This is a genomic window from Azoarcus indigens, assembly GCF_004361735.1.
GTDB lineage: Bacteria > Pseudomonadota > Gammaproteobacteria > Burkholderiales > Rhodocyclaceae > Azoarcus > Azoarcus indigens.
Map to the genome: position 1 here is coordinate 81,679 of NZ_SNVV01000013.1, position 14,502 is coordinate 96,180.

The window sequence follows — 14,502 nt, forward strand, 5'->3', positions numbered from 1 at the left end:
AGCGGAGCGCTTGGCGGCCGTTCAGATGGAAAGGCCCTGCTGCATCATTTCGCGCAGCAGCGGCACGGTGACCGGGCGCTTGCGTTCCAGCGAGGCGGTGTCCAGCGCGTCCAGCACCGCCAGCAGGCTGGGCAGGTCGCGGCGGCCGTGGCGCAGCAGGAAGTCCACCACCTCGTCGGCCAGCGGCAGGCCGCGGCGGCCAGCGAGGGTACGCAGGATGGCGCTGCGGGAGTCGTCGTCCAGCGGCTGCACTTCGTAGATCAGGCTCTGGCCGATGCGGGTGCGCAAGTCCTCCCGCAGCGTCAGCCCCAGTGGCGCGCTGGCGCCGGAGAGCAGCAGCGACTGGCCATTGGCGAGCGAGCGGTTGAAGGCATTGAAGAGGCCGATCTGGGCGTCTGGCGACAGGCGGTCCACATCGTCCACCGCCACCAGCGCGCCGGGCGTCTCCGGCAGCTGGGCGCCTTGGGTGGCACCGGCCAGACAATGTGCCGGCCGGCCGGCGGCCTCGGCCAGCGCCACGGTGGCGCGCAGCAGGTGGCTGCGGCCGCTGCCGGGCGCGCCCCACAGGAAGAGGTGGCGGGCGGGCAGGGCCTGGTCGCGTGCGGCCAGCAGGGAGAGCGCGGCGATCAGCTCCGTGTTGTTGCCGGCGACGAAATTGTCCAGCGTGGGGGGCGCGTCCGGATGGATGTCGAGAACGAGTTGCTTCATCACCGGCTTCATTCCCTTGGCCCCGGATGGCCGCGATAGAGGGCGCTGGAGAACCAGGCGCTGCGCACCTCGCGCAGACCCACGAGCAGCGCGGCGCTGACCGGCAGCGCCACCAGCACGCCGACGAAGCCGAACAGCTGGCCGAAGGCCATCAGCGCGAAGATGACCACCACCGGATGCAGGCCGATGCGCTCGCCGACCAGGTAGGGCGTGAGGGCGAAGCTCTCCACCACCTGGCCGATGGTATAGACCACCGCCACGCCGATCAGTGGCGACCAGCCGTCGCCCTGCAGCAGCGCGGCGAGGATGGCCAGCACCAGGCCGCCACCGAAGCCGACGTAGGGAATGAACACCAGCAGGCCGGTGAGTACGCCCACCGGCAGCGCGAAGTTGAGGCCGGCGATCCACAGGCCGAGGCTGTAGAACACCGCCAGCAGCAGCATCACCGACAGCTGGCCGCGCAGGAACTCGGACAGCACCGAATCGATCTCGCCGATGATGCGCAGGGTGCGGGGCAGCCACGGGCGGGGCACCGCCCGCTCCAGGCCGGCGATCAGCCGCGGCCAGTCCTGCAGCAGGTAGAACATCACCACCGGGATCAGGAACAGGTTGGCCAGCATGCCGACCAGGGCGAGGCCGCCGGTCTTCAGATGGGCGAGCAGGATGGGGATGAGATCCTGCGCGGTCGACCAGTTCTCGGTCATCAGCTTGCGCAGCTGGCTGGCGTCCAGCTGCAGCTGCACGCCCAGATGCTGGCGCAGCTTGGGCGAAACATGGTGATTGAAGAGCTCGATGAGATCGGGCAGGCGCTGGGCCAGCGTCATCGCCTCGCGATACACCATGGGCACCAGCACCAGGGTGAGGGCCACCAGCACCAGGCAGGCGATCAGGATCACCAGCAGTACCGCCAGCGGCCGTGGCAGGCGCCGCCGTACCAGCCAGCCGACCAGCGGATCGCAGATGTAGGCGAAGACTCCGGCCACCACGAAGGGCGTGAGGATGGGGCTCAGCAGCCAGAACAGGCCGACGAGGGCGAGGCCGGCTGCGGCCCATGCGGCGGTTTGCAGACGATCGGCGCGGCGCGGGGTCATTTTCAAGTAAAATCGCGGGCTTGGCGCGGGGGCAGATTACCCGCGAAACCCGTAAATGTAGCCAGTTGGCCCTGCACCCTCAAGTTCCGTCGCATGCCGACCGGCCCGAAACCCGCATCCTGCAAGTCAGAGGAACGATCTTGACCGCTCCGAATCCGTCCCAGCAAGTTTCCCTTTCCTACCGCGACGCCGGCGTAGACATCGACGCCGGCGACGCCCTGGTGGACCGCATCAAGCCCTTCGCCAAGCGCACCATGCGCCCGGAAGTGCTGGGCGGCATCGGCGGCTTCGGCGCGCTGTTCGAGCTGTCGAAGAAGTTCAAGGAGCCGGTGCTGGTGTCTGGCACCGATGGCGTGGGCACCAAGCTGAAGCTGGCCTTCCAGCTGAACAAGCATGACACCGTCGGCCAGGACCTGGTGGCGATGAGCGTGAACGACATCCTGGTGCAAGGCGCCGAGCCGCTGTTCTTCCTCGACTACTTCGCCTGCGGCAAGCTGGACGTGGACACCGCCGCCACTGTCGTCCAGGGCATCGCCCAGGGCTGCGAGCTGGCCGGCTGCGCGCTGATCGGCGGCGAAACCGCCGAGATGCCCAGCATGTACCCGGACGGCGAGTACGACCTCGCCGGCTTTGCGGTCGGCGCGGTGGAGAAGGCGGACATCATCGACGGCAGCCGCATCATCCCCGGCGACGTGGTCCTCGGCCTGGCCTCCAGCGGCGCCCACTCCAACGGCTACTCGCTGGTGCGCAAGATCATCGATGTCGCCAAGCCCGACCTGGATGCCGACTTCCACGGCCGCCCGCTGCGCGACGTGGTGATGGCGCCCACCCGCATCTACGTGAAGCCGCTGCTGGCGCTGATGCAGGCATTGCCGGGCGCGGTGAAGGGCATGGCCCACATCACCGGTGGCGGCATCACCGAGAACGTGCCGCGCATCCTGCGCGACGAGTTGACCGCCCGCATCGACGCCGCCAGCTGGGCGCTGCCGCCGCTGTTCCAGTGGCTGCAGCAGGCCGGCAACGTGGACATCCAGGAGATGTACCGGGTGTTCAACTGCGGCATCGGCATGGCGGTGGTGGTGGCCGAGGCGGATGCCGACAAGGTGACCGCCCAGCTGAGCGCCGCCGGCGAGACGGTGTATCGCATCGGCCGCATCGACAAGCGCGGCGAGGGCGAAGCCCAGACCATCGTCGGCTGAGGCCGGCCCGGCACCTCTCCCAGCCCGCGGCGCCTGATGCGCCGCGGGCTTTTTTTCGTCCTGGCTTTCCGCGGCGGCGGTCCGCTTCACGGGACGGGCGATGCGGCTGCTTCAGCAATGGCCATCTGTCCGGGAGCGGAAGGTTGTGCCGCGGTGGCGGTCCGGCTGCCCAAAGCCGCGGAACCACAGCGCCGGGCGGCACTCCGAAACTGGCAGTTCGCGTGAGATGGAACGCAGAGGAAGCGCATAGCCGGCCGGCTACGATATGCAACAATCTGCACGCCTTTTTCTGTTTCAATCCTTGGCTTCCCCTGCGTTTTCACTGCTTTCCCCATTCGCTGGAATTTCCCTCCCCCATGTCGTCTCGCCGTCCCCTCGTACTCGCTCTCTGTATCGTCGGCCTGACCGGCCTTGGCGCCTACGCCTGGTATGCCAACCGTGCGCCGGTCTCTCCCAAGGGCAGCGCTGCCGCGGCGCCGGCCGAGGCTGCGGCAGCCATCGGCGTGGAGGTGGAGGTGGTCGCCACCCAGGCGATGCCGGATGACGTCAGCGCCGTGGGCTCGCTGCTGTCCAACGAGGCGGTAGTGCTGCGGCCGGAAGTGGCCGGGCGCATCTCGGCCATCCGCTTCCGCGAGGGCACGGCGGTAAAGCAGGGCGAGGTGCTGGTGGAGCTGGATGCGGCGGTACAGCAGGCGGAACTGCAGCAGGCCAAGGCCAGCCTGTCGCTGGCGGAGGCGGACTACCGGCGCTCGGAAGACTTGTTCTCGCGCAAGTTCGTGAGCCAGAGCGCGCGGGACGAAGCTGCCTCGCGGCTGGAGGTGGCGCGCGCCACCACCGCGCTGGCGCAGGCCCGCTACGAGCGCACCCGGCTGCGTGCGCCCTTCGCCGGCGTGGTCGGCATCCGCAATGTCAGCGTCGGCGATTACGTGCAGGAAGGCGCGGCGCTGGTAAACCTCGAGGACATCAAGACGCTGAAGGTGGATTTCCGCCTACCGGAGCACTACCTGCAGCGTATCCGCCCCGGCCAGGCAGTTGAGGTGAGCAGCGACGCGCTGCCCGGCCAGTCCTTCGCCGCCTCGGTGGATGCCATCGACCCGCTGGTGGATGCCCAGGGCCGCTCGGTGGTGATGCGCGCCCGCCTGGCCAACGACGAGGGCCGGCTGCGGCCCGGCATGTTCGCCCGCGTGCGCCTCATCCTGCGCGAGCGGCCGTCGGTGGCGGTGGTGTCCGAACAGGCGTTGATGCCGTCTTCCAGCACGGTGCAGTACGTCTACCGGGTGGACCAGAACGTGGTGCGCCGGGTGGAGGTGGAGACCGGCAGCCGGCGCGGTGCCAAGGTGGAGATCGTGCGCGGCCTGGTGCCAGGCGACACCGTGGTCACCGCCGGCCACCAGAAGCTGCGCGACGGCGCCACGGTGCGGGTGCTGCGGTCCGGCGGCAACGGCGCCGCCAGCGACAGCATCGCCGCGCCTTCGGCGGCCGCGGCGGCGGGCTGAGGGCGGCGGCGATGGTCCTGTCCGAGATCTGCATCAAGCGGCCGGTGTTTGCCACCGTGCTGTCGCTGCTGGTGCTGCTGGTGGGCATCATGTCCTGGTCGCGGCTCACCGTGCGGGAGTACCCGGCCATCGACGAGCCGGTGGTCACGGTGGATACCACCTACACCGGCGCCAGCGCCGAGATCGTCGAGTCCCAGGTCACCAAGCCGCTGGAGGATTCGCTGGCCGGCATCGAAGGGGTGGACGTGCTGTCCTCCATCAGCCGCCAGGAGCGCAGCCAGATCACGGTGCGCTTCCGCATCGAGCGCGACCCGGACAGTGCCGCCGCCGACGTGCGCGACCGCGTTTCCCGGGTGCGCCGCCGCCTGCCGGACGATGTGGACGAGCCGGTGATCGCCAAGGTGGAGGCGGATGCCAACCCCATCATCTGGGTCGCCTTCTCCTCCGACCGCCATTCCCCGCTGGAAGTCAGCGACTTCGCCAACCGCATCGTCAAGCCGCGGCTGCAGACCCTGCCGGGCGCGGCGGATGCCCGCCTCTATGGCGAGCGCCGCTACTCCATGCGGATCTGGGTGGACCGCGACCGCCTCGCCGCCTACGGCCTTACCCCGCAGGACGTGGAAGACGCCATCCGCAAGCAGAACGTGGAGCTGCCGGCCGGCCGCATCGAAAGCCGGCAGCGCGAGTTCTCGGTGGTGGCGCGCACCGACCTGGCCGAGGCCGAGCAGTTCGGTGCGGTGGTGGTGCGGGAGCCGGCGACGCCGGCCGGCTACCCGGTGCGCATCCGCGACATCGGCCGGGTGGAGGTAGCGGCGGCGGACGAACGCACCTCAGTGCGCTTCATGGGCAGGCCGGCGGTGTCCATCGGTCTCATCAAGCAGTCCACCGCCAACCCGCTGGACCTCAAGCGCGGCTTGATGGAGATGCTGCCCAGGCTGGAGGAGGAACTGCCCGCCGGCATGCGCATGAACATCGCCAACGACTCCACCGTGTTCATCGAGCGCTCCATCAAGTCGGTGTTCTCCACCATCTGGGAAGCGGTGGTGCTGGTGGCGGTGGTGTGTTTCTTCTTCCTGCGCAACTGGCGGGCGATGCTGGTGCCGCTGGTGACCATCCCGGTGTCGCTGATCGGCGCTTTTGCGCTGATGCTGGTGTTCGGCTTTTCCATCAACACGCTGACGCTGCTCGCGCTGGTGCTGGCCATCGGCCTGGTGGTGGACGACGCCATCGTGGTGCTGGAGAACATCTACCGCCATGTGGAAGAGGGTATGGAGCCGGTGGCGGCGGCCTTCCGCGGCGCCAAGGAAATCGGCTTCGCGGTAGTGGCGATGACCGTCACCCTGGCGGCGGTGTACGCGCCGGTCGCTTTCATGACCGGCCGCACCGGCAAGCTGTTCACCGAGTTCGCGCTGACCCTGGCCGGCGCGGTCATCGTCTCCGGCTTCGTCGCGCTGACGCTGTCGCCGATGATGTGTTCCAAGCTGCTGCGCCACGAGAAGAAGCATGGCGCGGTCTATGTCGGCATCGAACGCTTCCTCGAAGGGCTGACTTCCGCCTATCGCCGCGCGCTCACCCGGGCGTTGGACTTGCGCTGGCTGGTGATGCTGGCCTTCGCAGTGGTGGCCGGCAGCTCGGTGCTGCTGCTGGGCGTGCTCAAGACCGAGCTGGCGCCGGTGGAGGACAGGGGCCGCATCCTCGCCAGCTTCTCCGGCCCCGAAGGCGCCACGGTGGATTACATGAGCCGCTACGCTGCCGAGATCGAGGCGCTGTACGCCGGCCTGCCGGAGATCTCCGGCTACATGGTCGCAGTTGGCAACCCGACCGTGTCCCAAGGCATCTCCTACGCGTCCTTCGTCGACTGGGCGGAGCGCACGCGCAAGTCCAGCGCCATCGCCGCCGAGCTGGACCCCAAGCTGCGTGCCATTCCCGGCATCCACGCCTTCCCGGTGCTGCCGGCCGCCTTCGGCCAGAGTCCGCGGGTGCGGCCGGTGGGCTTCGTCATCGTCACCTCCGCCAGCTACGAGGAACTCAACGAATACACCGAGCGCATGCTGGACGAGATGCGCAAGAACCCCGGCTTCGTCTCGCCCGACACCGACCTCAAGCTGACCAAGCCGGAGCTGGCGGTGGAGGTGGACCGGGACAAGGCCGCCGACCTCGGCGTGCCGGTGGACGTCATCGGCCGCACGCTGGAGACCATGCTGGGCGGCCGCCAGGTCACCCGCTACAAGAAGGACGCCGAGCAGTACGACGTGATCGTGCAGGTCGGCGCCGGCGCCCGCGCCGATCCGCGCGACATCAGCGGCATCTTCGTGCGCGGCAAGAGCGGCGAGATGATTCCGCTCTCCAGCCTGGTGCGGGTGAACGAGACGGTGAGCCCGCGCGAGCTCAACCACTTCGGCCAGCGCCGCGCGGTCACCATCTCCGCCAACCTGGCGCCCGGCTACACCCTGGGCGAGGCGCTGGCTTACATGGAAGAGGCCGCCGCCCGCATCCTGCCCGCCGGCTACGCCTTCGACTACGAAGGCCAGTCGCGCGAGTTCAAGACCAGCTCCGCCAGCCTGGCGCTGGCCTTCGGTCTCGCGCTCGCCTTCATCTACCTGGTGCTGGCTGCCCAGTTCGAGAGCTTCCGCGACCCTTTCATCATCATGCTCACGGTACCCTTGTCGATGACCGGTGCGCTGGGCGCGCTCTACCTCACCGGCGGTACGCTCAATGTGTACAGCCAGATCGGCCTGGTGACGCTGGTCGGCCTCATCACCAAGCACGGCATCCTGATCGTCGAGTTCGCCAACCAGTTGCGCGAAACCGGCACGGCGATGCGTGAGGCGGTAACCGAGGCGGCGGTGCTGAGGCTGCGGCCCATCCTGATGACCACCGGCGCCATGGTGCTGGGCGCCATCCCGCTGGCACTGGCCACCGGCGCCGGCGCCGAGAGCCGGCAGCAGATCGGTTGGGTCATCGTCGGCGGGCTGCTGCTCGGGACCTTGTTCACCTTGTTCGTTGTGCCCACCGTCTATACTTTATTCAAGCGCCGGGATCCCAGCCCGGCCGTAGTGCAGGTGGAGGGCAAGCTCTCCGCCCACGCTTGAGCCCGTTGTCAGCCAGAGAAAGCTGGAGCTGCAAGTGATCGACACTTCGTTACGCATCTCGCCCGTCTATGACCCGGCCGTGCAAATGGTCGGGGCTGCGCGCGTGGGCGTCACTGAAACGGCGCTCACGGCGGATGTCCTGCCAGCCGGACCGAGCGCCGTCGTCGACCTCAGCGCGCAGGGCCGTCAGGCCGCAGCGCTGGAGGCAAATGCGGAACCCGCTTCCCGCCCCGGCCTGCTCCAGGCTGCCGAGCAGGCCAGTGCCCCGGCGCCGGATGCCATGCCTACTGTTGAGGCCACGACTACCGCCCGGCTGGCGGCCGGCTCCACCGCCGGCTTATCCCCCGGGAGTGGCCTGAATGAGGTCGCCGCTCAGGCCGAGGCTGCAGCCCAGGCGGCGAATGAGCAGCCGGCGCAGCTGCAGCAGGGCTCGGCCTCGCCGAGTGCGCTGGAGCAGGCGCGGGCGGCGCTGCAGAATGCAGATGCCCAGGGCGCCAACGATGTGCTGATGCGGCCGGAAGCAGTGGAGCAGGCCGCGGCCGCCCTGAGGGTGGCGGAAACGCCCGCATCCGGGCTTGAAGCCGTCACTGCCCGTCCCCTCACGGCGGCGGATGCCATCCAGCAAGCGAACGCAGCCGGCGCCGCCGATCCGTTGAACCAGCCCGACGCCGTGGATCCTGCGCAGCAGGCCCAGGCTGCCCAGGTCGATGCGGCCACCCGGGAAGCCGAAACCCAGCGTACGGAAGCCGCCGCGCAGCGTGCGGAAACGGCGCAGGCTCAGGCGGAGCAGGCGGAAGCCGCGGCAAACGAGACCCAGGCCGACCGCGCGGAGGCGCTCAACCGGCAAGTCGAGGCCGACCGCGCCGACACAGCTGCCCGCGAAGCGCAACAGGCGCGAGCCGAGTCACAGGCTCAGCGGACCGAGGCCGAGCAGGCCGAGCAAGTGGTGCGCGACCGCCAGCTGCAGCAGGCGGACGCCGCAGACCGCCAAGCGGAGGCGCAACGGGCGGAAGCTGCGCTGCGTAACGACCAGCAGGAAGCGGCCGAAGAGCGCCGTATCGAGACCGAGCGGGTGCAGGAAGCCGCGCGCTCCGACCAGCTGGAGCGGACAGCCGCCGAAGAGCGCCGGCAGGATGTGCAGCGCACCGAGACTGAGGCGCGCAACAACGAGATCCAGCAGACCGCGGCCGAGACGCAGCGGGTGGAGGCCCAACGCCTCGAGGCTCAGCGCTTGGAGGCTCAGCGTAGCGAGATGCTGGCTGCCGCCGAGCAGATGCAGCGCACCGAGCCGCTGACCCGGCCCGATGTGCAACTCGCCACTGCGGTAACGCCCACCACGGCCGGTGAGCGAGCCGAAGCCTTGGCGCGTACCGCTGAAATAGAAGGCATCGCCAACGCGGCCGCTACGGCTGCTCCGGCCCAAGGAAATGCGGCCAATGCGGCCAATAGCGCCGCCAGCGGGCCTCCGGGGCTGGCCGGTGCGGCCAGGGCCGACACCCCGGCGGACGCCGCGTCCAGTGCCGGCAATCAGGCGGTGCAGCTTTATTTGCAGAACGCAGCCCTGCCTAGCGGCCAGCAGGCTTCCGCCGCGGTGCGGGTGGCGGTCTGAATCCGGCGGCCGGAATCCCTGCCGCTTTCCTCTGCTTGATCCGAACCTTCATGGCGCTCCCCCAGGGGGGGCGCCTTTCGTTTGCGTTGCTGTACTGACGGATTGCCCTGCGCCAGCGGCTGCCGATAACGCTGTGGCGCACGCAAACCGCCCAGCGCTCAGCCGAACAGGTAGGGAAACAGCTTCTGCCGTTCGGCCGCGGTCAGCGATTCCATCCGCTGCACATTGCGCGCCGGAATGTTTTCCGGGTCCGGGAAGTGGGCCAGGGCCGCCTCCAGGCTTTCCTCGCGGATCAGGTGCAGCAGCGGCCAGGGCGAGCGATTGGTGAGGTTGCCGGCGTCGTCCCGCTCGGTCTCGGCGAACTGGTAGTCGGGGTGGAAGCTCGCCACCTGGAATTCGCCTTCCCAGCCGAATTGCTGCAGCCAGAGGTCGACCAGGTCCAGGAACTGGTTGTAGTCGTCGAAATCGGCGAGCACGTCAGGCAGCGCCATCACCGTGGTTTCCAGCTCCTTCACCGGCGTGTCGGAGAGGTGCTCCAGTTCCTTCTGCATGTCTTCCAGCACCGCCTCCTCGGTGGCGGCGGCGCTGACGTGGATGCGGATGCGGCCCTCGGCGCGGGGCCGGGCGGCGAAGGGGCAGAGGTTCTCGCCGATGACGACATCGTCCAGCCAGCGGGCGACGTCGTCGGCAACCTGGCGTTCGAAGGCGGAGCGGTCCATGGAAATTCCTTTCTTGAGGGTTCAGGCGGCGAGCAGGCGCAGGGCGGTGTCTCTCACCGCGCTGGCCAGGTCGGGGCGCAGGCAGTCGAGTTCCGCCATGTCGGGCCAGTTTTCGCGGAACTGCCGCTGCCAGGTGAGCTGGCGCTTGGCGAGCTGGCGGGTGGCGGCGATGCCGGTGAAGCGCAGGGTATCGAGATCGCATTCGCCATCCAGGTAGGCCCAGGCCTGGCGGTAGCCGACGCAGCGCATCGAGGGCATGTCGGGGGTAAGCGCATAGCGTTCGCGCAGCATGGCGACTTCGGCGAGCAGGCCGCCGTCCAGCATCTGTTCGAAGCGGTCGGCAATGCGCTGGTGCAGCACGCTGCGGTCCGACGGTACCAGCGCGATCGGCAGCAGGCGGCAGGGCAGTTCGCCGGCCTCGCGCCGGGCATAACTTTCGGCTAGTGGCCGGCTGGTCAGGCGGACGATCTCCAGCGCGCGCTGGATGCGCTGCGCGTCGGTAGGTTCCAGCCGGGCGGCGGCGTCCGGATCCAGCCGCCCGAGCTCGGCATGCAGCGCCGGCCAACCGCGGGCGGCGGCTTCGGCGTCGATGGCGGCGCGCATCGCGGGGTGTGCCGGGGGCAGGTCGGACAAGCCTTCGCGCAGCGCCTTGAAGTACAGCATGGTGCCGCCGGCCAGCAAGGGAATGCGGCCGCGGGCGGTGATCTCCGCCATCAAGCGGGCGGCGTCGGCGCAGAAGCGCGCCGCGGAATAGGCCTCTTCAGGCGTGACCACGTCTATCAGATGATGCGGGCAGCTCGCCTGCTCCGCCGCACTCGGCTTGGCGGTGCCGATGTCCATGTCGCGGTACACCAGCGCGGAGTCTACGCTGATGATCTCCACCGGCATTTCCGTGGCCAGCGCGAGCGCGGCGGCAGTCTTGCCGCTGGCGGTGGGGCCGAGCAGGAGCAGGGCAGGGGACAGGGACACGGCGGTGGGGAAAAAGCGGAATTACTGCACAGAGCGGGGCGCAATTATGGCGGTTTGCGCCGAGGCTGTCAGCGTTTGACGACCTCGGCGCGTTGTTGCGAAGGTGGCTGGACGGCGATGCGTTTTATTTCTTTAGACATAGTTAAATTCGCACGAGAGTTATGCCGATATTGAGCCAAGATGAAGGAAGTTGAGCTGTTCCGGAGAGGATGGCGCGAGATGGTCTGCTGGTAGAACGAAAGATCAACTGATGAGGAGAAGGGAATGACGATAGCGAGGCGGATCTTCCTATTAGTACTGTTATTGGTCGGTGCCGCGTTGGTCGTCGGCGCAGTGGCGCTGATGCAAGTGGGCCGCATGGGGGAGCTGATTCATTATGAGAGTGAGAACATCCTGCCCAGCATCCAGACAGTTGGAGGGGTTGCGCGAGACTTCCTTGATCTGCGTACCCGCATGTTGACTCACATCGCCTCTACCGACAGCAAGACCATGGAAGAACTGGACAAGGCGATAACTGCCAGCCGCCAGGCGATAGACCAGAAGCTGCGGGACTACGAGAAGTTCATCTCCAACGATGCCGATCGCGCCTTGCTGGAAGAGGACAAGGTGGCGATCCGGGATTACTACGGACTGATCGATAAATCCTTGGCGCTGTCGCGCGAGGGCCGGAAGGACGAAGCGTTAGCAATGGGTGCCAGTGCTCGCCAGATAAGTGCCAGGGTGGTGAAGGCGGTGGACGCGCACATCGATTTCAACGCTCGTATGGCGGAGGACTATGCGGAGGAGGCCAGCGCAGGAGCGAGACGCAGTTTCTGGCTGATGGCAGTTGTTATCTTTGTCGCAGCCTCCGCCGGGATGGCTTTGGGTATTTATACATACAGGACGGTGGTTGGGGCGCTCAATTCCATGAAGGAGGTGGTAGTTGGCGTCTCCAGCAGCCTGGACTTCACCCGGCGGGTCGCGGTGAGCGGCAACGACGAAGTGGCGGACACCACCCGCGCCTTCAACGGCCTGCTGGACACAGTGCAGCAGAGCCTGGGCCAGATGGTGCGCCACGCCGGCGACGTTTCGGCGGCGGCTGGCCGGCTGGCCACCTCGGCGAACCAGGTTTCCACCAGTTCGGGCGAGCAGAGCGAAGCCTCGTCCAGCATGGCGGCGGCGGTGGAAGAGATGACGGTGAGCATCAACCATGTGGCCGACCGTGCCGGCGAAGCCAATCAACTCGCCACCCACTCCGGCGCGGTCGCCCAGACCGGAGCCCAGGTGATCGGCAAGACGCTGAGCGACATCAAGCGCATCGAGCGCGCGGTGAGCGAGGCGGCGGACATCGTCGCCAGCCTGGATGCGGAGAGCGCCAAAGTGAACGCGGTGGTGGCGGTGATCAAGGAAGTGGCGGACCAGACCAACCTGCTTGCGCTCAATGCCGCCATCGAAGCCGCCCGCGCCGGCGAGCAGGGGCGGGGCTTCGCGGTGGTGGCGGACGAAGTGCGCAAGCTGGCCGAGCGCACGGCCGCCTCGACGCAGGAAATCTCGGCCACCATGGCCAGCATGCAGAATGGCGCGCGCAACGCGGTGAAGGGGATGAACACCGCGGTGGAGCAGGTGGTGGGCAGCGTCGGCCACGCCGAGGAAGCGGAGCGCTCGGTACGGGAGATCGAGAACGGCGCCGAGCGGACGGTGGCGATGGTGAACGAGATCTCGGAGGCGATCCGCGAGCAGAGCGCAGCCAGCTCCAGCATCGCCCAGCAGGTGGAACGCATCGCGCAGATGACCGAGGAAAACAGCGCGGCGGCCGGCAGCACGGCGGACACCGCGCACGAACTGAACAGCCTGGCCGAGGCAATGCGTAGCGAAGTGGCGCGCTACCGGGTCTGAGCTGGCGGTATGCCCGTGATGCGGGCCGCCGCGGCCGGCCTGCTTGAGGTCTCAATCATCCATCCCTAAACTCGTTTCGCACGCTGCCGATAAGGTGGTATGCCATGACCGGGCCGGCCCGCCTCTGGTGGTGCCGGCCCTTTTTGTTTGCGCGCTCTCCGGCCGGGGATCCGATTGAACGAGGTGAGAAGTTGACGATTGCAAAACGTATGGCGTTGCTGATCCTGCTGCTGGTCGGCGCGCTGGTCGCGGTGGGAGGTGTGGCGCTGGTGCAGATGCAGCGCCTGCAGGAGACCTTGCGGCAGGAGAGCGATAACGTTCTGCCCAGCATCCAGCTCATCAACGCCGCCTCGCGGGATTTCTTCGAACTGCGCACCCGGGTGCTGGCGCATATCGCCAGCAACAACGCCGATCAGATGGAAGATCTGGACCGCCGAATCGAACTCAGCCGCAAGCTGATCGCCGAGAAGCTCGCCCAGTACGACAAGTTCGTCTGGGACGAGACCGATCGCGGCCTGCTGGAAGACGACAAGGCCCGCGTCGATGAGTACTACAAATTCCTCGAAGAAGTGCTGCCGCTATCGCGGCTGGACCGCCGGGATGAAGCGCTTGCGGTGATCGCCAAGGCGCGCGCTACGGTGGATGGCGCGGTGAACGCCTTCGAGGCGCATGCCGATTACAACAAGTGGATGGCTGAGACCTTTGCCGCCGAGGCCCAGACGAGTGCCCGGCACAGCGTCTGGGTGCTGGCCGGGGTGATCCTGGGCGCGGCCATCGTCGGCATTGCCTTCGGCTTCCTTACTTACCGCACGGTGGTCGGCTCCCTGAACCGGATGAAGGAGGTGGTGGCCAGCGTCTCCAGCAGCCTGGACTTCACCCGGCGGGTCGCGGTGAGCGGCAACGACGAAGTGGCGGACACCACCCGCGCCTTCAACGGCCTGCTGGACACGGTGCAGCAGAGCCTGGGCCAGATGGTGCGCCACGCCGGCGACGTTTCGGCGGCGGCCGGCCGGCTGGCCACCTCGGCGAACCAGGTTTCCACCAGTTCGGGCGAGCAGAGCGAAGCCTCGTCCAGCATGGCGGCGGCGGTGGAAGAGATGACGGTGAGCATCAACCATGTGGCCGACCGTGCAGGCGAAGCCAATCAACTCGCCACCCACTCCGGCGCGGTCGCCCAGACCGGAGCCCAGGTGATCGGCAAGACGCTGAGCGACATCAAGCGCATCGAGCGCGCGGTGAGCGAGGCGGCGGACATCGTCGCCAGCCTGGATGCGGAGAGCGCCAAGGTGAACGCGGTGGTGGCGGTGATCAAGGAAGTGGCGGACCAGACCAACCTGCTTGCGCTCAATGCCGCCATCGAAGCCGCCCGCGCCGGCGAGCAGGGGCGGGGCTTCGCGGTGGTGGCGGACGAAGTGCGCAAGCTGGCCGAGCGCACGGCCGCCTCGACGCAGGAAATCTCGGCCACCATGGCCAGCATGCAGAATGGCGCGCGCAACGCGGTGAAGGGGATGAACACCGCGGTGGAACAGGTGGTGGGCAGCGTCGGCCACGCCGAGGAAGCGGAGCGCTCGGTACGGGAGATCGAGAACGGCGCCGAGCGGACGGTGGCGATGGTGAACGAGATCTCGGAGGCGATCCGCGAGCAGAGCGCAGCCAGCTCCAGCATCGCCCAGCAGGTGGAACGCATCGCGCAGATGACCGAGGAAAACAGCGCGGCGGCCGGCAGCACGGCGGACACCGCGCA

General features: G+C 68.0%; 10 protein-coding genes. 6 read left to right on the forward strand and 4 right to left on the reverse strand.

Annotation, left to right across the window (positions count from 1 at the left end; translation table 11 throughout):
• Positions 1–21: 21 nt before the first annotated feature.
• Together hda and C7389_RS15470 are read right to left on the reverse strand one after the other, a co-directional pair.
• A complete protein-coding gene (hda, locus tag C7389_RS15465) occupies positions 22–708 on the reverse strand; it encodes a DnaA regulatory inactivator Hda (RefSeq protein WP_133593070.1) in 687 nt (228 codons plus the stop codon).
• Positions 709–716: 8 nt separating this feature from the next.
• Entirely contained in the window at positions 717–1,799 is a 1,083-nt protein-coding gene (locus tag C7389_RS15470) for an AI-2E family transporter (protein WP_133593154.1), read from the reverse strand.
• Positions 1,800–1,939: 140 nt separating this feature from the next.
• Here C7389_RS15470 and purM point away from each other — a divergent pair, with 140 nt between their 5' ends.
• The 4 genes from purM to C7389_RS15490 all read left to right on the forward strand — a co-directional run bounded on the left by purM (position 1,940) and on the right by C7389_RS15490 (position 9,195).
• Positions 1,940–2,998: a phosphoribosylformylglycinamidine cyclo-ligase gene (gene purM, locus C7389_RS15475; protein WP_133593072.1), complete on the forward strand. Its 1,059-nt coding sequence runs from the start codon at positions 1,940–1,942 to the stop codon at positions 2,996–2,998.
• 356 nt (positions 2,999–3,354) lie between these two features.
• Entirely contained in the window at positions 3,355–4,494 is a 1,140-nt protein-coding gene (locus tag C7389_RS15480) for an efflux RND transporter periplasmic adaptor subunit (protein ID WP_133593074.1), read from the forward strand.
• 11 nt (positions 4,495–4,505) lie between these two features.
• Positions 4,506–7,586, forward strand: coding sequence for an efflux RND transporter permease subunit (locus tag C7389_RS15485; protein ID WP_133593076.1), 3,081 nt, complete (start codon positions 4,506–4,508; stop codon positions 7,584–7,586).
• 34 nt (positions 7,587–7,620) lie between these two features.
• Entirely contained in the window at positions 7,621–9,195 is a 1,575-nt protein-coding gene (locus C7389_RS15490) for a hypothetical protein (RefSeq protein WP_133593078.1), read from the forward strand.
• A gap of 158 nt (positions 9,196–9,353) precedes the next feature.
• Here C7389_RS15490 and C7389_RS15495 read toward each other — a convergent pair whose 3' ends face one another.
• Both C7389_RS15495 and miaA read right to left on the reverse strand, forming a co-directional pair.
• Positions 9,354–9,914, reverse strand: a complete 561-nt coding sequence (locus tag C7389_RS15495) for a DUF1415 domain-containing protein (protein WP_133593080.1) — start codon at positions 9,912–9,914, stop codon at positions 9,354–9,356.
• A 21-nt stretch (positions 9,915–9,935) separates the two neighbouring features.
• Entirely contained in the window at positions 9,936–10,883 is a 948-nt protein-coding gene (gene miaA / locus C7389_RS15500; RefSeq protein ID WP_133593082.1) for a tRNA (adenosine(37)-N6)-dimethylallyltransferase MiaA, read from the reverse strand.
• Between the two features lie 264 nt (positions 10,884–11,147).
• Here miaA and C7389_RS15505 point away from each other — a divergent pair, with 264 nt between their 5' ends.
• Positions 11,148–12,758: a methyl-accepting chemotaxis protein gene (locus tag C7389_RS15505; RefSeq protein WP_133593084.1), complete on the forward strand. Its 1,611-nt coding sequence runs from the start codon at positions 11,148–11,150 to the stop codon at positions 12,756–12,758.
• A 209-nt stretch (positions 12,759–12,967) separates the two neighbouring features.
• Positions 12,968–14,502: methyl-accepting chemotaxis protein (locus C7389_RS15510; protein ID WP_246034787.1), on the forward strand; the 1,535-nt coding region annotated here is incomplete at its 3' end.